Origin of the sequence: Burkholderia sp. BCC1640 (assembly GCF_902833125.1) — a bacterium.
GTDB lineage: Bacteria > Pseudomonadota > Gammaproteobacteria > Burkholderiales > Burkholderiaceae > Burkholderia > Burkholderia diffusa.
Genome location: NZ_CADFEF010000005.1, coordinates 195267 through 221965 on the forward strand (window position 1 = coordinate 195267; position 26699 = coordinate 221965).

The following is a 26699-nucleotide window of genomic DNA, read 5'->3' on the forward strand; positions in this document are numbered from 1 at the left end:
CCATTCGCCCCCGCGTTTCCCCCCTTCTCGGCCGCCGGGCCGCCCGAACGTTTATAATCTTTTGCTTTGCGGCATCCCACCGCCCATTCCCCCGACGCTGCATCCGCTATCGTGAAAGTCTTCCGCGGCCTGCCCAACGCCGAGAGCCGCGCGCCGTGCGCGCTGACGATCGGCAACTTCGACGGTGTCCATCGCGGCCACCAGGCCCTGCTCGCGCGCGTGCGCGCGGCAGCGGACGCGCGCGGCCTGCCCGTGTGCGTGATGACCTTCGAGCCGCATCCGCGCGAATTCTTCAACCCGGCCGGCGCGCCGCCGCGCATCGCGATGCTGCGCGACAAGTTGGAAGCGCTGCGAGAACACGGGGTCGACCGCGTCGTCGTCGAGCACTTCAACCATACGTTCGCGAGCCAGTCGCCGCAGGCGTTCGTCGAACGCACGCTGGTCGGCGGGCTGCACACGCGCTGGATGATGGTCGGCGACGATTTCTGCTACGGCGCGAAGCGCGCGGGCACCTTCGACACGCTGAAGGCGGCCGGCGAGCAGTACGGCTTCGAGGTCGAGCAGATGGGCACGGTCGCCGGCAGCGACGGCACGCGCATCTCCAGCTCGGGCGTGCGCGCCGCGCTCGCTGCGGGCGATCTCGACGCGGCCGCGCAGGCGCTTGGCCACGGCTATGCGATCAGCGGCCACGTCGCGCACGGGCTGAAGCTCGGCCGCGACCTCGGCTTCCCGACCCTGAACCTGCCGATCGCGCACAAGCGGCCGGCGCTCGCGGGCATCTTCGTCGTGCAGGTGCACGGCCTGGGCCCCGCCCCGCTGCCGGGCGTCGCGAGCCTCGGGCTGCGTCCGACCGTCGACGATTCCGGCCGCGTGCTGCTCGAAGTCCACCTGCTCGACTGGCACGGCGACGCGTACGGCAAGCTCATCCGCGTCGAATTCCTGAAGAAGCTGCGCGACGAGGCGAAGTTCGACGATCTCGAGGCGCTGTCGCGCGCGATCGCGCTGGACGTCGCGAACGCGCGCGCGTACTTCATCGAGCGCGACCGCGCGCCGGGCAGCCGCGCGACCGGCTTCGCGACATCGGCGACCGACCGAATTAGCTGATCCGGCCGGTGGCGCCCCGCGCCGCACCCTCGCGCCGCACCCTCGCGCGCATCCCCGATTCACGACGCACGAGCGTCCCCCGATTTAGATAGCGATCCCATCATGAGCAACAAGAAAGCCGATTCGAAACCGCAGGCCAAGTATCCGGTCAACCTGCTCGACACGCCGTTCCCGATGCGCGGCGACCTGCCCAAGCGCGAACCGCAGTGGGTCAAGGAATGGGAAGAGCGCGGCATCTACGAGAAGATCCGCGCGGCCAGCCAAGGCCGGCCGAAGTTCATCCTGCACGACGGCCCCCCGTATGCGAACGGCGACATCCACCTCGGTCACGCGGTCAACAAGATCCTGAAGGACATCGTCGTGAAGTCGCGCAACATGGCCGGCTTCGACGCGCCGTACGTGCCGGGTTGGGATTGCCACGGGATGCCGATCGAGATCCAGATCGAGAAGCAGTTCGGCAAGTCGCTGCCGGCGGCCGAAGTGATGAGCAAGGCGCGCGCGTACGCGACCGAGCAGATCGAGAAGCAGAAGGTCGGCTTCAAGCGCCTCGGCGTGCTCGGCGACTGGTCGAACCCGTACAAGACGATGAACTTCGTCAACGAGGCGGAAGAGATCCGCGCGCTCGGCAAGATCATCGAGAAGGGCTACGTGTATCGCGGGCTGAAGCCGGTGAACTGGTGCTTCGACTGCGGCTCGGCACTCGCCGAGGCGGAAGTCGAGTACAAAGACCGCACCGACCCGACGATCGACGTGATGTTCGCGTTCGCGGAACCGGAAAAGACCGCGCAGGCGTTCGGCCTGCCGGCGCTGCCGCGCGCCGAGGGCGGCATCGTGATCTGGACCACCACGCCGTGGACGATCCCCGCCAACCAGGCGCTGAACCTCCATCCGGAAATCGTCTACGCGCTGGTCGACACCGAGCGCGGGCTGCTGATCATCGCGGAAGAACGCGTCGAAGCCTGCATGGCTGACTTCAAGCTGACGGGCCGCGTCGTCGCGACCGCGCCCGGCGTGAAGCTCGCGAACCTGCGCTTCCACCACCCGCTCGCATCGGCCCACCCCGGCTACAAGCGCACCGCGCCCGTCTACCTCGGCGACTACGTGACGACCGACACGGGTACCGGCGTCGTGCACTCGTCGCCGGCCTACGGTATCGAGGACTTCCAGTCGTGCAAGGCGCACGGGATGACCGATTCGGACTTCATCAACCCGGTGATGGGCGACGGCCGCTACATTGAATCGCTGCCGCTGTTCGGCGGCCTGTCGATCTGGGACGCGAACCCGAAGATCGTCGACGCGCTGAACGCAGCCGGCTCGCTGCTGCGCAGCGAGAAATACACGCACAGCTACATGCACTGCTGGCGCCACAAGACGCCGATCATCTATCGCGCGACGTCGCAGTGGTTCGCCGGCATGGACGTCAAGCCGCGCGACGACGGCAAGACGCTGCGCGAAACCGCGCTCGAAGGCGTCGAGGCGACCGCGTTCTATCCGTCGTGGGGCAAGCAGCGCCTGTTCAGCATGATCGCGAACCGTCCCGACTGGACGCTGTCGCGCCAGCGCCAATGGGGCGTGCCGATGGCGTTCTTCGTGCACAAGGAAACCGGCGAGCTGCACCCGCGCACGCTCGAGCTGCTCGAGGAAGTCGCGAAACGCGTCGAGCAGTCGGGCATCGAGGCATGGCAGACGCTCGACCCGCGCGAGCTGATCGGTGACGACGCGAACCTGTACGAAAAGAACCGCGACACGCTCGACGTGTGGTTCGACTCGGGCACGACGCATTGGCACGTGCTGCGCGGCTCGCACAAGGATCAGCTGCAGTTCCCGGCCGACCTGTACCTCGAAGGCTCGGACCAGCACCGCGGCTGGTTCCACTCGTCACTGCTGACCGCGTCGATGATCGACGGCCGCGCGCCGTACAAGGGCCTGCTCACGCACGGCTTCACGGTCGACGGCGAAGGCCGCAAGATGAGCAAGTCGCTCGGCAACGGCATCGACCCGCATGAAGTCGCGAACCGTCTCGGCGCGGAAATCATCCGCCTGTGGATCGCGTCGACCGACTATTCGGGCGAGCTCGCGATCTCCGAGGAAATCCTGAAGCGCGTGACGGAAGGCTATCGCCGCATCCGCAACACGCTGCGCTTCCTGCTCGCGAACCTGTCGGACTTCGACTTCGCGCAGCATGCGGTGCCGGTCGGCGAATGGCTCGAGATCGACCGCTACGCGGTCGCGTTCTCCGCGCAACTGCAGACGGAACTGCTCGGCCACTACGAGAAGTACGAGTTCCATCCGGTCGTCGCGAAGCTGCAGACGTACTGCTCGGAAGACCTCGGCGGCTTCTACCTCGACGTGCTGAAGGACCGCCTGTACACGAGCGCTCCCGATTCGCGCGCCCGTCGCTCCGCGCAGACCGCGCTGTACCACCTGACGCACGGGCTGCTGCGCGTGCTCGCGCCGTTCCTGTCGTTCACCGCGGAAGAAGCGTGGAAGGTGTTCCAGCCGGCCAGCGACACCGTGTTCACGGAAACCTACTACACGTATCCGGAAGTCGCCGGCGCGGCCGCGCTGATCGAGAAGTGGGCGCTGCTGCGCGACGTGCGCGGCAATGTGACGAAGGCGCTCGAGGAGGCACGCACCGCGAACCGCATCGGTTCGTCGCTGCAGGCGGAAGTGGCCGTGCATGCGAGCGGTGCACGCTACGACGCCCTCGCGAGCCTCGGCGAAGACCTGAAGTTCGTGCTGATCACGTCGGCGGCAACGGTCGTGAAGGTCGACGACGAAGCGCAGGAAAGCGTCGACGTCGCGGCGTCGAAGTACCAGAAGTGCGAACGCTGCTGGCACTACCGCGAGGACGTCGGCGCGCACGCCGATCACCCGACGCTGTGCGGCCGCTGCTTCTCGAACCTGTTTGAAAACGGCGAAAACCGGAGCGCTGCTTGAATATGGCGAAGACTGTGTCGAAACCGGCCAGCGGCGCGCTCGCGCCCTGGCTCGGCATTTCGCTGATCGTGATTCTGTTCGACCAGCTGTCGAAGATCGCGATCCTGAAAACGTTCGCGTACGGCGCGCAGCATGCGCTGACGTCGTTCTTCAACCTCGTGCTGGTGTACAACCGAGGCGCCGCGTTCGGCTTCCTGTCGACTGCGAGCGGCTGGCAGCGCTGGGCGTTCACCGCGCTCGGCATCGGCGCGACGCTCGTGATCTGCTTCCTGCTGCGCCGTCACGGCCAGCAGCGGCTGTTCAGCCTGTCGCTCGCGCTGATCCTCGGCGGCGCGCTCGGCAACGTGATCGACCGGCTGATCTACGGCCACGTGATCGACTTTCTCGATTTCCACCTCGGCGCCTGGCACTTCCCGGCGTTCAACCTCGCCGATTCCGCGATCACGATCGGTGCGGTGCTGCTGATTTACGACGAACTGCGTCGCGTGCGCGGCTCGCGCTGAGCGCGCATACTCGGTGTCGACGGCCGGCTTCGCGCCGGCCGTTCCGTTTGACCCTTGGAGGCCTGAGTTGGCACACGCAGAACTCGCAGGAAAACACCTCGTTCTCGGCCTGACGGGCGGCATCGCCTGCTACAAGATCGCCGAGCTCACCCGGCTGCTGACGAAGGCGGGCGCGACCGTGCAGGTCGCGATGACCGAAGCCGCCACGCAGTTCATCACGCCCGTCACGATGCAGGCGCTGTCCGGCCGGCCCGTCTACACGAGCCAGTGGGATGCGCGCATCGACAACAACATGGCGCACATCGACCTGTCGCGCGAAGCCGACGCGATCGTGATCGCGCCCGCGTCGACGGATTTCCTCGCGAAGCTCGCGCACGGGTTCGCTGACGACCTGCTGTCGACGCTGTGCGTCGCGCGCGACTGCCCGCTGCTCGTCGTGCCTGCGATGAACCGCCAGATGTGGCAGAACCCGGCCACGCAGCGCAACGCCGCGCAACTGCGCGCCGACGGCGTGACGGTGCTCGGCCCCGATTCGGGCGCGCAGGCGTGCGGCGAAGTCGGCGACGGACGCATGCTCGAACCCGAGGCGATCTATGAAGCGATCGTCGCGCACTTCGCGCCGAAGGTGCTCGCGCACCGTCGCGTGCTGATCACGGCCGGCCCGACGTTCGAGCCGCTCGATCCGGTGCGCGGCCTCACGAACCGCTCGAGCGGCAAGATGGGCTTCGCGCTCGCGCGCGCCGCGCAGCAGGCCGGCGCCGACGTGCATCTCGTCGCGGGGCCGGTCGCGCTCGACACGCCGTGGGGCGTGTACCGCCAGGACGTGCAGACGGCACAGCAGATGTACGACGCGGTGATGCAAGCCGTGTCCGACGCCGACATCTTCATCGCGGTGGCCGCGGTCGCCGACTGGCGCGTCGATCATCCGGCCGAGCACAAGATGAAGAAGACGGCCGACCGCAAGATGCCGGCGCTCGCGTTCGTCGAGAACCCGGACATCCTCGCGTCGGTCGCGGCGCTGCCCGATCCGCCGTATTGCGTCGGGTTCGCGGCCGAAAGCGGCGACCTCGACGTGCACGGCGACGAGAAGCGCAAGCGCAAGAACGTGCCGCTCCTGGTCGGCAATCTCGGCCCGCTGACGTTCGGCCGCGACGACAACGAAGTCGTGCTGTTCGAGGCGGCCGGCCTCACGCGCCTGCCGCGCGCCCCGAAGGACGAACTCGCGCACGTGCTCGTCGCGGAAATCGCGAAGCGCCTGCCGGACAACCGCCTGATCTGATCACCCGCGCGGCGGCCCGCGCCGCCGCGCCCTTCCCGACCGATTCGACGACCGCATGAAACTCGATCTGAAGATTCTCGACGCGCGCATGCGCGACTACCTGCCCGCCTACGCCACCACCGGCAGCGCGGGCCTCGACCTGCGCGCGTGTCTCGACGCGCCCGTCACGCTGCAGCCGGGCGAAACGACGCTCGTGCCGACCGGCCTCGCGATCCACCTCGCAGATCCGGGCTACGCGGCACTGATCCTGCCGCGCTCGGGCCTCGGCCACAAGCACGGCATCGTGCTCGGCAACCTCGTCGGCCTGATCGATTCCGATTACCAGGGTCAGCTGATGATCTCGACATGGAACCGCGGCCAGACCGAGTTCGTGCTGAACCCGTTCGAGCGGCTCGCGCAGCTCGTGATCGTGCCGGTCGTGCAGGCGCAATTCAACATCGTCGACGACTTCGCGCAAAGCGATCGCGGCGAAGGCGGCTTCGGCAGCACCGGCCGACACTGAACGACGCCACGCAAAAAAGGGGCCTCGCGGCCCCTTTCCTTTTCCGTGACCGTTCACCGATCGGCCGTCTGCGCAATCCGCGCGGGCACGAGCTCGCGTCGCCGCGCCTGCACGATGATCGCGTAGATCACCATCGCGACGAGTACGCCGAGCAGCACCGCCGACGATCCGACGGTGCCGAGCGCGAGTCCGCCCTTGGCAACCGGTTTCGTCAGCAGGTCGCCGACCGTCGCCCCGAACGGACGCGTGAGCACGAACGCGGCCCAGAACAGCAGCACGCCCGAAATGCGCGTGAAATAGTGGGCCAGAACGATCAATGTGAGCAGCCCGCCGATCAGCAGCGCGCCGCCGCCGAAGCCGAGGCCCGAGCTGTCCGCGAGGAAATCGCCGAGCGCCGTGCCGAGCGTGTTCGAGAACAGGATCGCGATCCAGTACAGCAGTTCGACCTTGCGCGTGCGGATCAGGTCGACCGACAGCGATTCGCCGCTCAGCCGCCATACCGCGAAGATCGCCAGCAGGATCGCGACGAGAATCGACGAGCCGGCGGCATAGCCGAGGCCGAGCGTCCGGTCCATGAAATCGGACATCGTCGTGCCGGCGGTGCTCGTCGCGACGATCACCGCCCAGTAGATCGCCGGGCGATACTGCGTGGTTCTGAGCTGGGCGCCCAGCGTCACGAGAAAGAAACCGAACAGCAGGATCGAGCTCACCGCATAGCCGACGTTCAGCGTCATCGACAGCAGGTCGCCGCCGGTCTCGCCGAGCGTCGTCGCGCAGATCTTCATGATCCAGAACGCGAGCGTGATTTCAGGAAGTTTGTTCATTCGAACCCCTTTTTACAGATGGCGACGGACTGGCCTGCGCCAGCCGCGGATCGCGGACAGGTTCGAATGTAGTCGCCGCCGGCTTAACAGAACCTTAGCGGTGTGGCGGCGCCGCGCGGCGCGCGCAGCCACGCGTCAACGCGCGTGCCGGTGCCGGTAGTGCAGTGCGTACGCGAGCGTCAGCAATACGACGAACACGACGCCGACCACCATCGTCATCCGGAATTCGCGCGTGAAAGCGGTCGTCAGCAGGATCGCGCCGACAAGCCCTGCACCGAGCAGGCTGCCGAACGGGTGCCCCCACATCCGGAACGCGAGCGCCGGGCCGCGATATTGCGCGCGAAAACGCAGGTGCGTGACGAAGATCATCAGCCATGTGAACAGTGCGCCGAACATCGCGATCGCCATCATCACGGTGAACGCGGTATCCGGCGACAGCGCGACCAGCACCGCCGCGACCGCGACGCCGCTGGTCGAGATCCACAGCGCCGCACGCGGCACGCCATTGTTGCCGAGCCGGCCGAACACGGCCGGCGCGAGCCGCGCGCGCGACAGGCTGAACATCATCCGCGTCGTCACGTAGAGCTGGCTGTTCATCGCCGACAGCGCCGCGATCAGCAACACGAAGTTGATCACGCCGGCCGCGTACGGCACGTGCGTCGCGGCCATCACCTTCACGAACGGGCTTTCGTCGGTGCCGGCCTGCGTCCAGGGCACGATCGCGAGCATCAGCGACAGCGTGAGCAGGTAGAACAGCACGAGCCGGAACACCGTCGAGCGGAACGCGCGCGTGACCGCATGCTGCGGATCGCGCGCCTCGCCGGCCGCGATCGCGACCGCCTCGATGCTCATGTAGCTGAAGATCGCGACGATCACCGCGACCCAGGTGCCCCATGGCCCTTTCGGCATGAAGCCGTCGTGCGCGGTGTAGTTCGCGAAGCCGATGCCCGAAGCCGCCGGCGCTGACCACACGAGATACGCGCCGAGCGCGATGAACACGACGATCGCCGCGATCTTCAGCAACGAGAACGCATATTCGACCGACCCGTACAGCGTGACGCTCGCGAGGTTCACCGCGATCAGCAGCGCGGAGAAGCCGATCACCCAGTACCAGCCGGGCACGGCGGGAAACCAGTACTTCATGAAGACGGCGATCGCGCTGATCTCGGTGCCGATCGCGAACACGACCGCGAACCAGTACGCATAGCGCACGAGAAAGCCCGCGAGCGGGCCGACGTAATGCTCGGCGTACGCACCGAACGAGCCGGCCGTCGGATGCGCGACCGTCATTTCCGCGAGCGCGCCCATCAGCAGCAGCGCGATCAGCGCGCCGATCGCGTACGAAACCAGCACGCTCGGGCCCGCGAGCCCGATCGCGAACCCGCTGCCGAGGAACAGCCCCGTGCCGATCGCGCCGCCGATCGCGATCATCGCCATCTGCCCCGACGTCAGCGCATGGCGCAATCCTAGTTCGCGCGCGACGATGTTGTCGAACGACCGTTGTTGTTGTGTCACCGCGTTACCACTCCCCTGCACCACCATCGCGCCACCGGCGCCCGATAAAGCGAAACGGCGCGGAAAACTTCCCGCGCCGTTCGCATGAACAACGAATTATCGCTTACTCGACTTCGACCGTCTCTTCGTTCGGCTTGTGCGGCGGATTCGCCAGCTTGTCGAACGACAACTGCACCTTGTCGTTTTCGTCGACGTCGACCGTCACGTGACCGCCATTGACGAGCTTGCCGAACAGCAGTTCATCGGCCAGCGCGCGACGGATCGTGTCCTGGATCAGCCGCTGCATCGGCCGCGCGCCCATCAGCGGGTCGAAGCCGTGCTTCGCGAGATGCTTGCGCAACGCGTCGGTGAAGAGCGCGTCGACCTTCTTCTCGTGCAGCTGCTCCTCGAGCTGGATCAGGAACTTGTCGACCACGCGCATGATGATTTCCTCATCGAGCGAGCGGAAGCTGATGATCGCATCCAGACGGTTGCGGAACTCCGGCGTGAACAGGCGCTTGATGTCGGTCATCTCGTCGCCCGTCTCGCGGCGCGTCGTGAAGCCGATCGTCGCCTTCTGCATCGACTCGGCGCCCGCGTTCGTCGTCATGATGATGATGACGTTGCGGAAATCCGCCTTACGGCCGTTGTTGTCCGTCAGCGTGCCGTGGTCCATCACCTGCAGCAGCACGTTGAAGATGTCCGGATGCGCCTTCTCGATTTCGTCGAGCAGCAGCACGCAGTGCGGCTTCTTCGTGACGGCTTCGGTCAGGAGGCCGCCCTGGTCGAACCCGACGTAGCCCGGCGGCGCGCCGATCAGGCGGCTCACCGCGTGACGCTCCATGTATTCCGACATGTCGAAGCGGATCAGCTCGATGCCGAGCGTGAACGCGAGCTGACGCGCCACTTCGGTCTTGCCGACGCCCGTCGGACCGGAGAACAGGAACGCGCCGATCGGCTTGTCCATCTTGCCGAGGCCCGCGCGCGCCATCTTGATCGACGCCGCGAGTGCGTCGATCGCCGGATCCTGGCCGAACACGACGCTCTTCAGGTCGCGATCGAGCGTCTGCAGCTTGCTGCGATCGTCCTGCGACACGCTCTGCGCCGGCACGCGCGCGATCTTCGAAATGATTTCCTCGATCTCGCTCTTGCCGATCGTCTTCTTCTGCTTCGACTTCGGCAGGATGCGCTGCGCGGCGCCCGCTTCGTCGATCACGTCGATTGCCTTGTCCGGCAGGTGACGGTCGGTGATGAAGCGTGCCGACAACTCGGCCGCGGCCGACAGCGCACCCGACGAATACTTGACGCCGTGATGCTCCTCGAAGCGCGACTTCAGCCCGCGCAGGATCGCGACCGTCTGCTCGACGGTCGGCTCCGTCACGTCGACCTTCTGGAAGCGCCGCGACAGCGCCGCGTCCTTTTCGAAGATGCCGCGATATTCGGTGAACGTGGTCGCGCCGATGCACTTGAGCGTGCCCGACGACAGCGCCGGCTTCAGCAGGTTCGATGCGTCGAGCGTGCCGCCCGAAGCAGCGCCCGCGCCGATCAGCGTGTGAATTTCGTCGATGAACAGGATCGCGTGCGGCCGTTCCTTCAGCTCCTTCAGCACCGTCTTCAGACGCTGCTCGAAGTCGCCGCGATACTTGGTGCCCGCGAGCAGCGCGCCCATGTCGAGCGAATACACCTGTGCGTTCGCGAGGATGTCCGGCACTTCGCCGCGCGTGATGCGATAGGCGAGCCCTTCGGCGATCGCGGTCTTGCCGACGCCGGCTTCGCCGACGAGCAGCGGATTGTTCTTGCGGCGGCGGCACAGCACCTGCACGACGCGCTCGACTTCCGGCTCGCGACCGATCAGCGGATCGATGCGGCCGTCCTTCGCCATCTGGTTCAGGTTCTGCGTGAACTGCGCGAGCGGGGTTTCCTTTTGCGCGTTCGCGTCTTCGCTTTCCGCGTTCGCGTCGGCCGACTTCGCGGCTTCGCCGCCGTTCGTCTTCGCGATGCCGTGCGAAATGAAGTTCACCACGTCCAGGCGCGTGACGCCCTGCTGCTGCAGGTAATAGACGGCGTGCGAGTCCTTCTCGCCGAAGATCGCGACCAGCACGTTCGCGCCGGTGACTTCCTTCTTGCCGTTCGACGTCGACTGGACGTGCATGATCGCGCGCTGGATCACGCGCTGGAAACCGAGCGTCGGCTGGGTATCGACATCGTCGGTGCCCGGGACGGTCGGTGTGTTGTCGTGGATGAAATTGCGCAGGTTCTGACGCAAGTCCTCGATGTTGGCCGCACACGCGCGCAACACCTCGGCTGCCGTCGGATTATCCAGCAGGGCCAGCAGCAGATGCTCGACCGTAATGAACTCATGGCGCGCCTGGCGTGCTTCCATGAACGCCATGTGCAGGCTGACTTCCAATTCCTGGGCAATCATGCTTCCTCCATCACGCACTGCAGCGGATGCCCGGCCTGCCGCGCATGGGTAACGACTTGCTCAACCTTGGTCGACGCGATGTCCCGCGTATAGACCCCACAAACCCCTCGCCCTTCACGATGGACCTTCAGCATGATCTGCGTGGCCGTCTCGCGATCCTTCTTGAAATACTCCTGTACGACCATCACGACGAACTCCATCGGCGTGAAGTCGTCGTTCAGCAGCACCACCTTGTACATCGAAGGCGGCTTGAGCTTCTGCTGCTTGCGTTCCAGGACGGTGCTGTCCTGCTTGTCCGGGATAATCGCCATACACCCATTCTAAACAACTCGGACAGGCCCGCAATCCTGCCATTACCCGACCGACCGGCCGGCGCCCTCCCTGGTTCCCGACGACTCGCGATCGTCTTCGTGCCATACGAAAGCCGGCTGCGGTGCCGGCTTTCACGCGTGGCGCGGAACACGAACCGTCAGGGGGAAACCGCACCGGACCGTCGCATCCGCATCCAGTATCCCACAAGCCGGGACGACTCGATCGCGTGTCACTCGAGCCTGGTATATGAGCCGATTATGCGACTTTTCAAGTCCGCGCGCTCGGCGGCATGCTGCAAAGCAAAGCCGGAAAAACCCTGAAAATGGGTTCTTTACAACGGCCCTCTAACCGTCTAAAAATTCCGCTTGACACTCAAATAAAGAGCGCCAACAATCAAGCTGGCACTTTTTTCAACTCGTCGGTTGGCGAAATGAAAGAGGCCGAAGGTGAGCTTGTGAGGGGGGAACGGCTGTATTTTCCGGTCGTTTAGCTTTTCGAGCGTGCTCGTGGTAAGTAGCAGCGACTGTGTGACAGGGGAAGTAGGAAAATGGCAACTGGTATCGTTAAGTGGTTCAACGACGCGAAGGGCTTCGGTTTCATCACTCCCGACGAGGGCGGTGAAGATCTGTTTGCGCACTTCTCGGCCATCAACATGCAGGGCTTCAAGACCCTGAAGGAAGGCCAGAAGGTTAGCTTCGAGGTCGTTCAAGGGCCGAAGGGCAAGCAAGCGTCGAACATCCAGGCCGCGTAAAGGCACCGGATATCAGACGAAGAAACCCGGCATTGCGCCGGGTTTCTTTTTTTTCAGGCCGGCCACGCGTTAATTCGATTGGCCGGCCTTTTCGTTCAATCCCGATAATTGAACACGTATTGTCTTGTCGCACGCGCAGATCGAATGCCGTCATACGCGTGAAACATATTCAATACTCGTTACACGACCTTCAGCGTGCCCATCATGCCGAGATCCTCGTGTTCGAGAATATGGCAGTGAAACATGCGCTCGCCGGGCATGTCCTGCATGACGAGCATCGTCACGATCTCGCCGCTGCGCACGTTCACGGTGTCGCGCCACGCGCGGAACGGTTCGCTCGTGCGCGTGCCGTCCGATGCGCGCTCGATCACCTGGAATTGCGTGCCGTGCAAATGGAACGGATGATCCATGTCGGTGGCATTGCGAATCGCCCAGCGTTCGACGTCGCCGCGGCGGCTCGTCAGCGTCGCACGGTGCGGCGCGTAGGTCGCGCCGTTGATCGTGAAGCGCATCCCGGCCGGGCGGCCATGCGCCGGGCTGTTCATCATCGCGTCCATGTCCATCTCCTCGCCGAACGCGACCTCCTTGTGCGCAACCGGTTCGCCGAGGGCAGGCACCGCGCGCAGCGTGGCCGGCAGCGCACGGGCGGCGGCCGGTGCGAACGTGACGTCGGCGAGTGGCAGTGTCGGATCGGGCGGCAGACTGCCGTGGCCGCCGTCGTGCGACATCGCCATCTTGCGGCGGTCGTATTCGGCCGCCTGCAGCACCGCGCGTGACGCGCGATCGCCCGCGCGCACCAGCAGTTCCGCGCGTTCGCCCGGCGCGAGCAGCAGCGACGTCACGCGGCGCGGCGCATCGAACAACCCGCCGTCGGTGCCGACCTGCTCGAACGCTCGGCCGTCGTCGAACGCAACGCGAAGGTAGCGCGCGCTGCACGCGTTCCACACGCGCCAGCGCTCGTCGCGCGCGACGTCGATCCGCGGCCGGCGCGCACCGTTAACCAGCACGAACTGGCCTTCGCGGCCGTTCATCCAGTCCATCATGTCGTTCGGCGGAATCGTGCCGTCGCGCGCGAGTTTCAGGTCGGACACGAACAGGTTGCGCTCGGGCCAGCCGGCGAGCGGATCGTCGGCGGCACGCACGACGAACGGGCCCGCCAGCCCGCGGAACACCTGCTCGGCGGTCATCATGTGCGGATGCGGGTGATACCAGTAGGTGCCGGCGCTTCCCTTCGGCAGCGTGAAGCGATACACGCGCGACGCGCCCGGCGCGACGGGATCGGACGGGTTGCCGTCCTGGTCGGGCGGCACCGGCAGGCCGTGCCAGTGGATCGTCGACGGCTGCGGCAGCTTGTTCACGAAGCGGATTTCGACCGTGTCGCCCTCGCGCACGTCGATCAGCGGGCCGACCACCGGCCCTTGCGTGCCCGCGCCGAACTGCCAGAACGTCGTCGGACGCGCACCGCGCAGCATCGGACGCGCAACCGGCTGGGCGACCAGCGTCGCGCGAAACGTGCCGGGCTCGCGGCTTTCGTTCGCGAGCGTGCGCAGCGACGCGAGCGGTGCGCCGGACGGCAGCGCATCGGCCGCCGCGAGCGCGGCTGGCGCCGGTTTCGCGTGCTGCGCGTGGTCCGCCATCCCTGACATGCCCGACATCCCCGGCATGTCGTCCATCTGATCCATGCCGGCCATGCCCGTATGACCGGCATGCTGCGCCCAGGCGGTGCGCGCAAACAGCGATGCCGCCGCGACGCCAATGGCGTGCGACAGGAAGGTTCTCCGTATCATCAATCGTTCCTCGTTATTCGTGCTGCGTCGCGCGGCCGTCGCGACGCTCGCGCCGGCTGGCACGGAGAAGCGCTCGTGCGCGACGCGAATCCTGATGCCCGCGTCATCATAACCGCAGCCCTCGGCGGAGGCGCGGCGACAGCAAGCGAGCGTCGATACGACGCAGCGCGCGGCCGGTCGGACGAACGGACCAGGATCGTCGAGCGTTTTCGACCGTCGCCGGGTGCTGCGGCGCCTCACCGCATTCACCGCAATCGGCGCCGACCGGCGGCCTTCGCCGCCCGCTTTCGCCACGTCACGTCGAGACAATTCGCCCCTGCTGCTCATCCCGCGATCGGCGTGCCGGGCCCCCCCGTGTGCGAACCCGCCAATTTTTCACGATGCGGAACAAGTCCCTGCGTTATAAAAATTCGTGGTGCACGGCACAAATTCGTTGTTTCGCGATGCCAAAAAACGTTCCGCAATACAAAACGCACGCGATAAGTAATTGTTTTTACATGATATTTTTTGTTTCGAGAAAGCGCTCTACGTGCACCATCGGGCGGGGCCGCGGACGTAGACTTTGTTCCATGCACTGACGCTTCGCCACGACGGTCGATACGGAATCCGGCGCAAGCAGCCAGTCGGGCCACGGCCGGACGAACCGGCGGGCGGCACAACAGAATCGCTTGTGATCAGAAAGGGAGAACGGAAATGAAGGGATTTCGCTTTGGTTCAGCGCTCGGGTCGTTCTACATCCTGCCGGGTAACGGCGGCTGGGAAGCGACGTTCGGCAACGCCCTGCTCGGCGCGTTCTCGTGCCCGGAAGTGGCGGCCGACCACATCTCCCGCGGCGACTGCGAGCAATTGTCCGAACTGGATACGGCCACGCTCGAAGTGCCGCACGAAATCGCCGAGTGGGAAATCGTGCACGTCTGAATGACACGCTCGCAACGAAAAACGCCCCGGGTGACCGGGGCGTTTTCATGTTCGGCGGAACGGCGAGCCGCCAGGCCCGCCGCATCGGCTGCCGCCGTTGCCGTGGCGCGCGCGATGGCGCGGCTGGCGTCAGGCGACTGCGTCGACGATGCCGTTCAGCGTTGCGCTCGGGCGCATCGCCTGGCTCGTCAGCTCGACGTTCGGACGGTAGTAGCCGCCGATCGCCTGCGCGCTGCCCTGCGCGGCCGACAGTTCTTCCAGAATGCGCGCCTCGTTGTCGGACAGCGACTTCGCGACGCCTTCGAACTGCGCCTTCAGCGCGGCGTCCTCGGTCTGCTCGGCCAGCGCCTGCGCCCAGTAGAGGCACAGATAGAAGTGGCTGCCGCGGTTGTCGAGGCCACCGACCTTGCGCGCCGGCGATTTGTTCTCGTCCAGGAACTTGCCGGTCGCCTGGTCGAGCGTCTTCGCGAGCACGAGCGCCTTCGGGTTCTGATACGCGTTGCCGAGATGTTCGAGCGACGCGGCCAGCGCGAGGAATTCGCCGAGCGAATCCCAGCGCAGGAAGCCTTCCTCGACGAACTGCTGCACGTGCTTCGGCGCCGAGCCGCCCGCGCCCGTTTCGAACATCCCGCCGCCGGCCATCAGCGGCACGATCGACAGCATCTTCGCGCTGGTGCCGAGTTCCATGATCGGGAACAGGTCGGTCAGGTAGTCGCGCAGCACGTTGCCCGTGACCGAGATCGTGTCCTTGCCCGCGCGGATGCGCTCGAGCGAGAAGCGCGTGGCGTCTTCCGGCGTCATGACGCGGATGTCGAGGCCGTTCGTGTCGTGATCCTTCAGGTAGCGTTCGACCTTCGCGATGATCTGCGCGTCGTGCGCACGTGCCGGATCGAGCCAGAACACGGCCGGCGCGCCGGTCGCGCGGGCGCGGTTCACCGCGAGCTTGACCCAGTCCTGCACCGGCGCGTCCTTCGTCTGGCACATGCGCCAGATGTCGCCCGACTCGACCGCGTGCTCGAGCAGCACGTTGCCGGCTTCGTCCGTGACGCGCACGACGCCGTCGGCCGGGATCTGGAACGTCTTGTCGTGCGAACCGTATTCCTCGGCCGCCTGCGCCATCAGGCCGACGTTCGGCACGCTGCCCATCGTGACCGGGTCGAATGCGCCGTGCTGCTTGCAGTCCTCGATCACGGCCTGGTAGACACCCGCGTAGCAGCGGTCCGGAATCACGGCCTTCGCGTCGTACAGTTCGCCGTCCGGGCCCCACATGCAGCCCGACTCGCGAATCATCGCCGGCATCGATGCGTCGACGATCACGTCGCTCGGCACGTGCAGGTTCGTGATGCCCTTGTCCGAGTTGACCATCGCGAGGCGCGGACGCGCTGCGTATTCGGCCTTGACGTCGGCTTCGATCGCTTCGCGCGTGTCGGCCGGCAGGTCCTTCAGGCGCGCGTACAGGTCGCCGATGCCGTTGTTCGGGTTGAAGCCGGCCTGCGCCAGCACGTCCGCGTGCTTCGCGAGCGCGTCGCGGTAGAACACCGACACGAAGTGACCGAACAGGATCGGGTCCGAGACCTTCATCATGGTCGCCTTCAGGTGCACCGAGAACAGCACGTCCTGCGCCTTCGCGTCGGCGATCTGCGCTTCGATGAAGCTGCGCAGCGCCTTGCGGCTCATCACCGATGCATCGATAACTTCACCGGCCTTCACGGCCGTCTTTTCCTTCAGCACCTTCTTCACGCCGTCGGCCGTCGTGAGTTCGATCTTCACGCTGCCGGCATCGGCGATCAGCGCCGACTTCTCGCTGCCGTAGAAGTCGCCTTCGCTCATGTGCGCGACGTGCGCCTTCGACGTCGCCTTCCATGCGCCCATCTTGTGCGGGTGCTTGCGTGCGTAGTTCTTGACCGACAGCGGCGCGCGACGGTCGGAGTTGCCTTCGCGCAGCACCGGGTTCACCGCGCTGCCCTTGATCTTGTCGTAGCGGGCCTTGACGGCCTTCTCTTCGTCGGTCGACGGCTCTTCCGGGTACGCCGGCAGCTTGTAGCCCTGCGCCTGCAATTCGGCGATCGCGGCCTTGAGCTGCGGCACCGACGCGCTGATGTTCGGCAGCTTGATGATGTTCGCTTCCGGCTTCAGCGTGAGCTGGCCCAGTTCGGCCAGATCGTCGGAACCCTTCTGCTCCGGCGGCAGGACGTCGGCGAATGCCGCGATGATACGGCCGGCGAGCGAGATGTCGCGCGTTTCGACGGCGACGCCCGACGAGCGCGTGAAGGCCTTGACGATCGGCAGCAGCGAATAGGTCGCGAGCGCCGGCGCTTCGTCGGTGAGGGTGTAGATGATCTTGGGCGAAGTGGACATGGTCGATGCGTTGCTACGTGAAAATTTGGGACTGAGGAGCGCCGACGGTAATCGGCGGGGAGCGACCGGGTCGATCGCGAAAGGGGCGTGCCGGCTAGCCGGACGGTGGTGTTGCGAGGGCCGTCATGTTCTACATTGCAGGGCGTGCGAGCCGCATCGCGGCGCCGCGGCCCGCATGCCGGACCGCCCTGCCAACAAACCTGCCGTTCATGAAATGCCCCGGCGCCGGCAGTAGGCGCCGGGGCTGCCGGCGGTCCGCCGGCCTGCCCCGGAAGGGGACTTACATGTTCTCGATCAGCACTTCGCCGAAGCCGGAGCACGATACCTGCGTCGCGCCTTCCATCAGGCGCGCGAAGTCGTACGTGACGCGCTTCTGCAGGATCGACTTCTCCATCGCGGCGATGATCGTATCGGCCGCTTCCGTCCAGCCGAGGTGGCGCAGCATCATTTCCGCCGACAGGATCTCGGAACCGGGGTTCACGTAATCCTTGCCCGCGTACTTCGGCGCCGTGCCGTGGGTCGCCTCGAACATCGCGACCGAATCCGACAAGTTCGCGCCCGGCGCGATCCCGATGCCGCCGACCTGAGCGGCCAGCGCGTCGGAGATGTAGTCGCCGTTCAGGTTCAGCGTCGCGATCACGTCGTATTCGGCCGGGCGCAGCAGGATCTGCTGCAGGAACGCGTCGGCGATCGAATCCTTGATGACGATCTCGTTGCCCGTCTTCGGGTTCTTCACGCGCATCCACGGGCCGCCGTCGATCAGCTCGCCGCCGAACTCCTTCTGCGCGAGCGCGTAGCCGGCGTCACGGAACAGGCCTTCCGTGAACTTCATGATGTTGCCCTTGTGCACCAGCGTGACCGACTTGCGATCGTTGTCGATCGCATACTGGATCGCCTTGCGCACGAGACGTTCGGTGCCTTCCGTCGACACGGGCTTGACGCCGATCCCCGAGGTTTCCGGGAAGCGGATCTTCTTCACGCCCATTTCTTCCTGCAGGAACTTGATGACCTTCTTCGCCTGCTCGGAGCCCGCGGCCCATTCGATGCCCGCGTAGATGTCTTCCGAGTTCTCGCGGAAGATCACCATGTCGATCTTTTGCGGCTCGCGCACCGGCGACGGCACGCCCTTGAAATACTGGACCGGGCGCAGGCATACGTAGAGGTCGAGCTCCTGGCGCAGCGCGACGTTCAGCGAACGGATGCCGCCGCCGACCGGGGTCGTGAGCGGCCCCTTGATCGACACCACGTATTCCTTCAGCACCTGCAGCGTTTCGTCCGGCAGCCACACGTCCGGACCGTACACCTTCGTCGCCTTCTCGCCCGCGAAGATCTCCATCCAGTGGATCTTGCGCTTGCCCTTGTAGGCATGCGCGACCGCCGCGTCGACGACCTTGATCATCACCGGCGTGATGTCGAAGCCCGTACCGTCGCCTTCGATATAGGGAATGATCGGCTGATCGGAAACGTTGAGCGAGAAGTCCTTGTTGACGGTGATCTTGTCACCGCCCTCCGGAACCTTGATGTGCTGATACGGCATGATCGACTCCAGTGACGTGGCTGAGCAGGTGATGCTGGTCGAAACTGCGCGCGCGGCGAGGTGGCCCTGCCACCCTCGTGACGGCAACAGCGAGCGCTATTCTAGCGCCCCAACCGGGGCCGGCGGCACGAAGCGCGACGCTGCGTATCAAGTCTTCCCTTATGTCTTATATAAGACAGAGGACTTGCCGTTCCGTATTATGCATTAAGATTCCGCCATTTGCCATAGACCGCCCGTCCCGCTTCCCGCGGCACGTCGGGCGGGCGCCTCGACATGACCCTGATCGCCCTCAACAAGCCGTTCGGCACGATTTGCCAGTTTTCCGCGCACGAGACGCGGCCGTCGCTCGGCGACTGGGTGAAAGCACCCGGCGTCTACCCGGCCGGCCGGCTCGACGCGGACAGCGAGGGCCTGCTGCTGCTCACCGACGACGGCGCGCTGCAGGCGCGCATCGCCGAGCCGCGCCACAAGCTCGTCAAGCGCTACTGGGCGCAGGTCGACGGCGCGCCGGGCCCGGCCGACCTGAAAGCGCTCGCGCGCGGTGTCGATCTCGGCGACTACGTGACGCGTCCGTGCCGCGCCGAATTCATCGAGCCGCCCGATACGCTGTGGCCGCGCAATCCGCCGATCCGCTATCGCGCCGCGATCCCGACCACGTGGATCGAACTCGCGATCACCGAAGGCAAGAATCGGCAGGTGCGGCGCATGACGGCCGCGATCGGCTTCCCGACGTTGCGTCTCGTGCGCGTCGGCATCGGCGCGCTCGACATATTCGCGCTCGGCATTGCACCGGGCGAAACAATCGCGCTGCCGCCGCGCGCCCCGTGGGATGGTTTCGCGCGCGCTGAATGACGCATTCCGGCCGCACGAATTTTTCGTCATCTTTTTCGTCAACCGCCTGCGAAGATCGCGCGTTAAACCACGCAGATGCCAACCTTAGCTATCCGGCATTGGCAGCCGAATCCGTGTTTGCGTCACGAAAGCGACGTTTTCATCGAATACGATTCGGCGCCCGCAGCGCAATGAGAAATTTCTCGAAGCGTCTGTCAACCGAAAGGTGGATGGCACCGTTAGACGACATGACTCCTATTGCCGGGTCATTTGGTTAATTAACTAAAGCTGAGGAACACAACATGAACAAACTGATCGCTGCTCTGGTCGCTGGCCTCTTCGCAACGGCTGCTTTCGCACAAGCTTCGGCTCCGGCCGCTCCGGCTGCTGCTGCTCCGGCAGAAGCTGCTTCGGCACCGGCTAAGAAGGCAACGCACAAGAAGCACCACGCTGCTAAGAAGCACCACGCAGCTAAGAAGGCAGCTAGCGAAGCCGAAGCACCGGCAGCTGCTTCGAACTAAGTAAGCAAGCTGTAATAACGCAGTCAAGAACACGCAGTCTTGCCGTTCTTACGGCGTTGAAAGGCAGATCACCGCGAGGCGATCTGCCTTTTTCTTTTTTGTGCCCGCCGGCGCGCTTCGCGTACCATGCGGGTCTCGTTTTCCCGATAGGAGCCCTGCTGTGCGATTCTCCCTGCGCTCGTCGCTCGGCCGCCTTGCGCGCGCCGCCTTGTTTCCCGCCGCGCTCGCCGTCCTCGCGCTCGGCATGCAGACCGCCCACGCGCAGATGCCGCCCGGCGCCAAGCAGCCGAGCGAGTTCCCGCGCGCGAAGCTGCGCGCCGGCATGTACGTGATCGACGCAGCCGTCGCCGCAAACGACGCCGACCGCGAACAGGGGCTGATGTACCGGTCGCAACTCGCGCCAAACGAAGGCATGCTGTTCGTGTTCAACGAGAACGCCGTGCACTGCTTCTGGATGAAGAACACGCTGATCCCGCTGTCGATCGCGTTCATCCGCGCGGACGGCACGATCACCGACATCGACGAGATGAAGGCCGAGACGACCGACAACCACTGCCCGCGCAACAACGGCGTCTATGCGCTCGAAATGAGCAAGGGCTGGTTCGCGGCGAAGGGCATCAAGCCTGGCATGAAGCTCGAAGGCCTGCCCAAGGCCCAGTAACGGCCATTGCCGCGGCGCCGCCGCACGTCGACCGAAGCCGGCCGCCCATTCTTGTGTTGGGCGCCGGTTTTTTTTCGCCGGCCGAGGGCGACGCGTGCCTTGATTCGGCCAATGGTGCCCGCATCTGCAAAAGCCACGGACAAGCGCTATGCTTTAAATCTCGCTAGTTCCAGCCCGGGCCGGTGCAACCGGCCCGCTTACGATCCGAACCACCAGGAGGTTCACGTGCCCCGCAAAACCCCCATCGAGCGCTATCGCAATATCGGGATCAGCGCTCACATCGATGCCGGCAAGACCACGACGACCGAGCGCATCCTGTTTTACACCGGCGTGAGCCACAAGATCGGTGAAGTGCACGACGGCGCGGCCACGATGGACTGGATGGAGCAGGAGCAGGAACGCGGCATCACGATCACGTCGGCCGCGACCACGGCCTTCTGGAAGGGCATGGCCGGCAACTATCCGGAACACCGGATCAACATCATCGACACCCCCGGGCACGTCGACTTCACGATCGAGGTCGAGCGCTCGATGCGCGTGCTCGACGGTGCGTGCATGGTCTACGACTCGGTCGGCGGCGTGCAGCCGCAATCCGAAACCGTGTGGCGCCAGGCGAACAAGTACAAGGTGCCGCGCATCGCGTTCGTCAACAAGATGGACCGCATCGGCGCAGACTTCTTCCGCGTGCAGCGCCAGATCGGCGAGCGTCTGAAGGGCGTCGCCGTGCCGATCCAGATTCCGATCGGCGCGGAAGATCATTTCCAGGGCGTCGTCGATCTCGTGAAGATGAAGGCCATCGTCTGGGACGACGAAAGCCAGGGCGTGAAATTCACGTACGAGGACATCCCGGCGAATCTCGTCGAGCTCGCGCACGAATGGCGCGAGAAGATGGTCGAAGCCGCCGCGGAAGCCAGCGAGGAACTGCTCGAGAAGTACCTGCACGACCATGAATCGCTGACCGAGGACGAGATCAAGGCCGCGCTGCGCCAGCGCACGATCGCGAACGAGATCGTGCCGATGCTGTGCGGCAGCGCGTTCAAGAACAAGGGCGTGCAGGCGATGCTCGACGCGGTGATCGACTACCTGCCGTCGCCGGTCGACGTGCCCGCGATCCTCGGCCACGACTTCCACGATCCGGAGAAGCCGGCGGAACGTCATCCGAGCGACGACGAGCCGTTCTCGTCGCTCGCGTTCAAGATCATGACCGACCCGTTCGTCGGCCAGCTGATCTTCTTCCGCGTGTATTCGGGCGTCGTCGAATCGGGCGACACGGTCCTGAACGCGACGAAGGACAAGAAGGAGCGGCTCGGCCGGATCCTTCAGATGCATGCGAACGAGCGCAAGGAAATCAAGGAAGTGCGCGCGGGCGACATCGCGGCGGCGGTCGGCCTGAAGGAAGCGACGACGGGCGACACGCTATGCGATCCGACCAAGCCGATCATCCTCGAGAAGATGGAATTCCCGGAGCCGGTGATCTCGCAGGCCGTCGAGCCGAAGACGAAGGCCGACCAGGAAAAGATGGGCCTCGCGCTGAACCGTCTCGCGCAGGAAGATCCGTCGTTCCGCGTGCAGACCGACGAGGAATCCGGCCAGACGATCATCTCGGGGATGGGCGAGCTGCACCTCGAAATCCTGGTCGACCGGATGAAGCGCGAGTTCGGCGTCGAGGCGACGGTCGGCAAGCCGCAGGTCGCGTATCGCGAAACGGTGCGCACGACGGCGACCGATGTCGAGGGCAAGTTCGTCAAGCAGTCGGGCGGGCGCGGCCAGTACGGGCATGCGGTGATCACGCTGGAGCCGAACCCCGGCAAGGGCTACGAGTTCCTCGACGAGATCAAGGGCGGCGTGATTCCGCGCGAATTCATCCCGGCCGTCGACAAGGGCATCATCGAAACGCTGAAGAGCGGCGTGCTCGCGGGCTACCCGGTCGTCGACGTGAAGGTGCACCTGACGTTCGGCTCGTACCACGACGTCGACTCGAACGAAAACGCGTTCCGGATGGCCGGCTCGATGGCGTTCAAGGAAGCGATGCGCCGTGCGAAGCCGGTGCTGCTCGAGCCGATGATGGCAGTCGAGGTCGAGACGCCCGAGGACTTCATGGGCAACGTGATGGGCGACCTGTCGAGCCGGCGCGGCATCGTGCAGGGGATGGAGGACATCGCGGGCGGCGGCGGCAAGCTGGTGCGCGCCGAGGTGCCGCTTGCCGAGATGTTCGGCTATTCGACGTCGCTGCGCTCGGCGACGCAAGGTCGTGCGACGTACACGATGGAGTTCAAGCAGTACGCGGAAACGCCGGCGAACGTGTCGGAAGGCGTGATCAACGCGAAAGTGAAGTAAGCGCGGGGCGCGCGCCCTGCTGCGCGCAGACCTCAGGCCCGTCCGGTTCCGGACGGGCCTTTTTTTTCATCCGTCCAACGCGGCACGGCCGGTGGCCGACGCCCCGACGCCGTTTCTGATCGGCACGCCAGGCCATTTTTGCGCATGCCACAATGCATCGCGATTCGTCCGATGGAACCACCCCGATGCCGCCCACTCCTGCCCTGCGCTGCCTGCTGATGCTGTATGCCGGCCTGATCGCCGCAAATGTCGCCGTCTGGCTGTGGGCGCTCGCGGTGCTGCACGACCATCCGCTGCTGCTGGGCACCGCGGCGATCGCGTACGGCCTCGGGCTGCGTCATGCGGTCGACGCCGATCACATCGCCGCGATCGACGTCGCGACGCGCAAGCTGATGCAGGACGGCCAGCGTCCGGTGACGGTCGGCCTGTTCTTCTCGCTCGGCCACTCGACGATCGTGGTCGTCGCGACGCTCGGCATCGCGCTGAGCGCGTTCGCGCTGCGCGACAGCTTCGACGCATTCCGCGAGATCGGCGGCACGATCGGCACGGCGGTGTCCGCGACCTTCCTGCTCGTGCTCGCGTGCATGAACCTGGCGATCCTGCGCGACGTGTGGCGGCGCTATCGCAGCGCACCGGACGCGGCTCACGGCGCCGCGCACACGCATCGCGCGAACGGCCTCGTATCGCGACTGCTGCGCCCGCTGTTCCGGTTCGTGTCGAAAAGCTGGCACATGTATCCGGTCGGCGTGCTGTTCGGCCTCGGTTTCGATACTGCAACAGAAATCGCGTTGCTCGCGATCGCGGCCACGCAGGCGAGCCACGCGCTGCCGATCCATTCGGTCATGCTGTTTCCCGCACTGTTCGCGGCCGGCATGACGCTGATCGACTCGACCGACAATGTGCTGATGATCCATGCGTACGGCTGGGCGATGGACGATCCGCGGCGCAAGCTGCTCTATAACGCGAGCATCACGCTGCTGTCGGCGGCCGTCGCACTGGCGGTCGGCGGGATCGAGGCCGCCGGCCTGCTCGCCGACAAGCTGTCGCTGACGGGCCCCGTACGCGATGTGCTCGACGCGCTTGGCGCGCGCTTCGGCGCGATCGGTTACGGCATCGTCGCGCTGTTTCTCGTCGCCTGGATCGCGTCGATCCTCTGCCATCGCTGGCCGCGCGCTGCCGACACGATGGCGCGATAGACGTAGTCAGACGTTTCATTTCGGAAACAAAAAGCTCACGACGGCGTATCACGCGCTGTCACGCGATACGTGCGCGCCTTGCGCCACGGACACGGCCGGCCGTTGGCACGAATCTCGCAGTTAGGGATTCGCACGGCGGGCCCGCGGGCCGATTCGTGTTCCCGGCTGGCCTCCGACGCCAGTCCGACACGCATCGGCCGCCGATACGACAATGCATCGTTGCTGGTCCCCTGCATCACACGTTGATGGTCGCGCGTGACGAGGCATCGCGCGCATCGGGGAGATCAATAATGAGCAGAACGAATCAACTGTCCCGCGCGGCGGGACGGTGCTATCGCACGACCCTGCTGGCCGCAGCCGCGTTTGCGTGCTGCTGTTCTTACGCGATTGCTCAGGACTCGATGCCCGACGTCGCGTCCGACCCGACCGCCAGCGCAGACCCCGTCATGATGCTCGCCGAGGACTCGGCGTCCTGCGCCGCAGGTCCGGCTGCTTGCGCGGTACACATATATGCCGGCCGCGGCGCTGTGGGCAGCGGTGCCGGAAGTACCTCTGGCGGTATCAGTCCGGGGAACAGCGGGAATGGCGGAAGCGGCGCCGTCGGGCCTGCGGGCGTCGGTGGATCGATCGGGGCGACATCCGGTGGTACGAGCGGAACAGGTCGTAGCGGCGGTGCATCAGGCAACGGGGGTAAAGGTGGCGGGACCTCGGGTAACGGCACTTCGGGTGGTGGTACCTCGGGTGGCGGCTCCTCGGGTGGCGGCTCCTCGGGTGGCGGCTCCTCGGGCGGCGGTTCCTCGGGCGGTGGCTCGTCGGGTGGCGGCTCCTCGGGTGGTGGCTCGGGTGGCGGCTCCTCGGGTGGCGGCTCCTCGGGTGGTGGCTCCTCGGGTGGTGGCTCCTCGGGTGGTGGCTCCTCGGGTGGTGGTTCCTCGGGCGGTGGCTCCTCGGGCGGTGGCTCCTCGGGCGGCGGCTCCTCAGGGGGCGGCTCCTCGGGTGGTGGCTCCTCGGGTGGTGGCTCCTCGGGCGGCGGCTCCTCGGGTGGCGGCTCCTCGGGTGGGCATGGGGGCGGTGGTAACGGCGGTGGTAACGGCGGCGGCGGTGGTGGTCACGGTAATGGTGGCGGTGGCGGCAACGGCGGTCACGGTAATGGTGGCGGTACCGGCGGTGGCAGCGGCGGTGGCAGCGGCGGTGGCAGCGGCGGTGGCAACGGCGGTGGCAACGGCGGTGGCAACGGCGGTCACGGTAATGGTGGCGGCAGCGGCAGCGGCAACGGTGGCGGCGGCAGCGGCGGTACCGGCGGTACCGGCGGTGGCAACGGCGGTCACGGTAATGGTGGCGGCAGCGGCACCGGCGGCGGCGGCGGCAGCGGCAGCGGCAGCGGCAGCGGCAGCGGCAACGGTGGCCACGGCAACGGCGGTGGCAACGGTAATGGCAACGGGAGCGGCGGCGCCGGCAACGGCGGTGCCAACGGTGTCGGGAACGGCAATGGCGGCGCCGGCGGCAACGGCGGATCGGCCGGTGGCCATGGCCACTGATCGACGCATCGCCTGACCCGGTACGGTCAGAGCATTTCGAGCGCGCGCTTGCTGCGCGGCGGACGGAAATAGCCGTCGAGTTGCGCGCGCTCGTCATCGCTCAACACGAAATCGAGCGCCGCGCGATTGTCGCGAACGTGTTCGATCCGCGACGCCTTCGGGATCGCGAATACACCCGGCCGCGCGAGCACCCAGGCAAGCGCGACGCGCATCACCGACACACCGCGTTGCCGCGCGATCTCGTCGAGCGGCGAACGCTTCGGCAGCCGCCCGTGATCGACCGGGCTGTACGCCATCGCCGGCATCCGGTGCTCGGCGAGCCATGGCAGCAGGTCGAATTCCGCGCCGCGCCGCGCGATGTTGTAGAGGATCTGGTTGGTCGCGCACGCGCCGCCGCCCGCCTCGTCGACGAGTTCCGCCATGTCGGCCGTATCGAAGTTGCTGACACCCCAATGGCGGATCTTGCCCGCGCGCCGCAGCGCCTCGAATCCCTCGACCGTCTCCTCGAGCGGCACCGAACCACGCCAGTGCAGCAGGTACAGGTCGAGACGGTCGGTACGCAAACGCTTGAGGCTCGCTTCGCACGCGGCGACGACGCCACGCCGGCTCGCATGATGCGGATACACCTTGCTGACAAGGAACACGCCGTCGCGCAATCCGGTCAGCGCCTCCCCGACGAGCACCTCGGTCGCGCCGTCGCCGTACATCTCCGCGGTGTCGACCAGCGTCATCCCGAGCGCGATTCCTTCGCGCAATGCGGTGATCTCGTCCGCGCGACGCGCGGGCCGCTCGCCCATTTCCCACGTGCCCAGGCCGAGCTTCGGAATGGTCTCGCCGTCCGGCAGGACGACCGTGGCGATCGTGTCTGTCATGCGCTCCTCGCT

The 26699-nt window shown here is 65.9% G+C and carries 21 protein-coding genes; 13 read left to right on the forward strand and 8 right to left on the reverse strand.

The annotated features are described in order from the left end of the window. Positions 1 to 111: 111 nt before the first annotated feature. From HWX25_RS08120 to dut, 5 genes are all read left to right on the forward strand, one after another. Complete coding sequence (locus tag HWX25_RS08120) at positions 112 to 1104, forward strand: bifunctional riboflavin kinase/FAD synthetase (RefSeq protein WP_059527721.1); 993 nt, start codon at positions 112 to 114, stop codon at positions 1102 to 1104. Between the two features lie 102 nt (positions 1105 to 1206). Next, positions 1207 to 4044, forward strand: a complete 2838-nt coding sequence (ileS, locus tag HWX25_RS08125; protein ID WP_175908058.1) for an isoleucine--tRNA ligase — start codon at positions 1207 to 1209, stop codon at positions 4042 to 4044. 2 nt (positions 4045 to 4046) lie between these two features. Next, positions 4047 to 4547: a signal peptidase II gene (lspA, locus tag HWX25_RS08130; protein WP_059527727.1), complete on the forward strand. Its 501-nt coding sequence runs from the start codon at positions 4047 to 4049 to the stop codon at positions 4545 to 4547. Between the two features lie 67 nt (positions 4548 to 4614). Further along, positions 4615 to 5826 carry a bifunctional phosphopantothenoylcysteine decarboxylase/phosphopantothenate--cysteine ligase CoaBC gene (gene coaBC, locus HWX25_RS08135; protein ID WP_059692215.1) on the forward strand — a complete coding sequence of 404 codons (1212 nt, stop codon included), beginning with the start codon at positions 4615 to 4617 and terminating at the stop codon, positions 5824 to 5826. 55 nt (positions 5827 to 5881) lie between these two features. After that, positions 5882 to 6328: a dUTP diphosphatase gene (gene dut / locus HWX25_RS08140; RefSeq protein ID WP_059468295.1), complete on the forward strand. Its 447-nt coding sequence runs from the start codon at positions 5882 to 5884 to the stop codon at positions 6326 to 6328. A gap of 53 nt (positions 6329 to 6381) precedes the next feature. Here the strand turns inward: dut and HWX25_RS08145 are convergent, their stop codons facing one another. The 4 genes from HWX25_RS08145 to clpS all read right to left on the reverse strand — a co-directional run bounded on the left by HWX25_RS08145 (position 6382) and on the right by clpS (position 11382). Beyond that, positions 6382 to 7152, reverse strand: coding sequence for a hypothetical protein (locus HWX25_RS08145; RefSeq protein ID WP_175908059.1), 771 nt, complete (start codon positions 7150 to 7152; stop codon positions 6382 to 6384). A gap of 135 nt (positions 7153 to 7287) precedes the next feature. Then, positions 7288 to 8667, reverse strand: a complete 1380-nt coding sequence (locus HWX25_RS08150; protein WP_175908060.1) for an amino acid permease — start codon at positions 8665 to 8667, stop codon at positions 7288 to 7290. 103 nt (positions 8668 to 8770) lie between these two features. Then, entirely contained in the window at positions 8771 to 11071 is a 2301-nt protein-coding gene (clpA, locus tag HWX25_RS08155; RefSeq protein ID WP_059527738.1) for an ATP-dependent Clp protease ATP-binding subunit ClpA, read from the reverse strand. Further along, positions 11068 to 11382 carry an ATP-dependent Clp protease adapter ClpS gene (gene clpS / locus HWX25_RS08160; protein WP_006398529.1) on the reverse strand — a complete coding sequence of 105 codons (315 nt, stop codon included), beginning with the start codon at positions 11380 to 11382 and terminating at the stop codon, positions 11068 to 11070. Before clpS ends, clpA begins: the two co-directional genes overlap by 4 nt. Positions 11383 to 11930: 548 nt before the next feature. On the opposite strand from clpS, the gene HWX25_RS08165 reads away from it, so the two are divergent. After that, the gene (locus tag HWX25_RS08165) at positions 11931 to 12134 is read left to right on the forward strand and encodes a cold-shock protein (protein WP_004196460.1); all 204 of its coding nucleotides are present in this window, start codon (positions 11931 to 11933) and stop codon (positions 12132 to 12134) included. A gap of 179 nt (positions 12135 to 12313) precedes the next feature. On the opposite strand, the gene HWX25_RS08170 is transcribed toward HWX25_RS08165, so the two are convergent. After that, a complete protein-coding gene (locus HWX25_RS08170) occupies positions 12314 to 13921 on the reverse strand; it encodes a multicopper oxidase family protein (protein ID WP_175908061.1) in 1608 nt (535 codons plus the stop codon). 693 nt (positions 13922 to 14614) lie between these two features. Between HWX25_RS08170 and HWX25_RS08175 the strand changes: the two genes are divergently transcribed. Then, complete coding sequence (locus HWX25_RS08175) at positions 14615 to 14839, forward strand: hypothetical protein (protein ID WP_006490888.1); 225 nt, start codon at positions 14615 to 14617, stop codon at positions 14837 to 14839. Positions 14840 to 14968: 129 nt separating this feature from the next. On the opposite strand, the gene HWX25_RS08180 is transcribed toward HWX25_RS08175, so the two are convergent. Both HWX25_RS08180 and icd read right to left on the reverse strand, forming a co-directional pair. After that, positions 14969 to 17197: an NADP-dependent isocitrate dehydrogenase gene (locus tag HWX25_RS08180; protein WP_175908062.1), complete on the reverse strand. Its 2229-nt coding sequence runs from the start codon at positions 17195 to 17197 to the stop codon at positions 14969 to 14971. A gap of 280 nt (positions 17198 to 17477) precedes the next feature. After that, entirely contained in the window at positions 17478 to 18734 is a 1257-nt protein-coding gene (icd, locus tag HWX25_RS08185) for an NADP-dependent isocitrate dehydrogenase (protein WP_044845581.1), read from the reverse strand. Positions 18735 to 19007: 273 nt separating this feature from the next. Between icd and HWX25_RS08190 the strand changes: the two genes are divergently transcribed. From HWX25_RS08190 to HWX25_RS33385, 6 genes are all read left to right on the forward strand, one after another. Continuing rightward, positions 19008 to 19586 carry a pseudouridine synthase gene (locus tag HWX25_RS08190; protein WP_059527744.1) on the forward strand — a complete coding sequence of 193 codons (579 nt, stop codon included), beginning with the start codon at positions 19008 to 19010 and terminating at the stop codon, positions 19584 to 19586. Between the two features lie 281 nt (positions 19587 to 19867). Then, on the forward strand, positions 19868 to 20086 hold the full coding sequence (locus tag HWX25_RS08195) for a hypothetical protein (protein ID WP_072444916.1): 219 nt from the start codon (positions 19868 to 19870) through the stop codon (positions 20084 to 20086). A gap of 160 nt (positions 20087 to 20246) precedes the next feature. Then, entirely contained in the window at positions 20247 to 20747 is a 501-nt protein-coding gene (locus tag HWX25_RS08200) for a DUF192 domain-containing protein (RefSeq protein WP_175908063.1), read from the forward strand. A 225-nt stretch (positions 20748 to 20972) separates the two neighbouring features. Next, a complete protein-coding gene (gene fusA, locus HWX25_RS08205) occupies positions 20973 to 23084 on the forward strand; it encodes an elongation factor G (RefSeq protein ID WP_175908065.1) in 2112 nt (703 codons plus the stop codon). A gap of 185 nt (positions 23085 to 23269) precedes the next feature. Continuing rightward, positions 23270 to 24280, forward strand: coding sequence for a HoxN/HupN/NixA family nickel/cobalt transporter (locus HWX25_RS08210; RefSeq protein ID WP_175908067.1), 1011 nt, complete (start codon positions 23270 to 23272; stop codon positions 24278 to 24280). A gap of 290 nt (positions 24281 to 24570) precedes the next feature. Beyond that, positions 24571 to 25815: a hypothetical protein gene (locus HWX25_RS33385; RefSeq protein WP_244138745.1), complete on the forward strand. Its 1245-nt coding sequence runs from the start codon at positions 24571 to 24573 to the stop codon at positions 25813 to 25815. A gap of 26 nt (positions 25816 to 25841) precedes the next feature. Here HWX25_RS33385 and HWX25_RS08220 read toward each other — a convergent pair whose 3' ends face one another. Next, a complete protein-coding gene (locus HWX25_RS08220; protein ID WP_175908071.1) occupies positions 25842 to 26687 on the reverse strand; it encodes an aldo/keto reductase in 846 nt (281 codons plus the stop codon). Positions 26688 to 26699 lie beyond the last annotated feature (12 nt).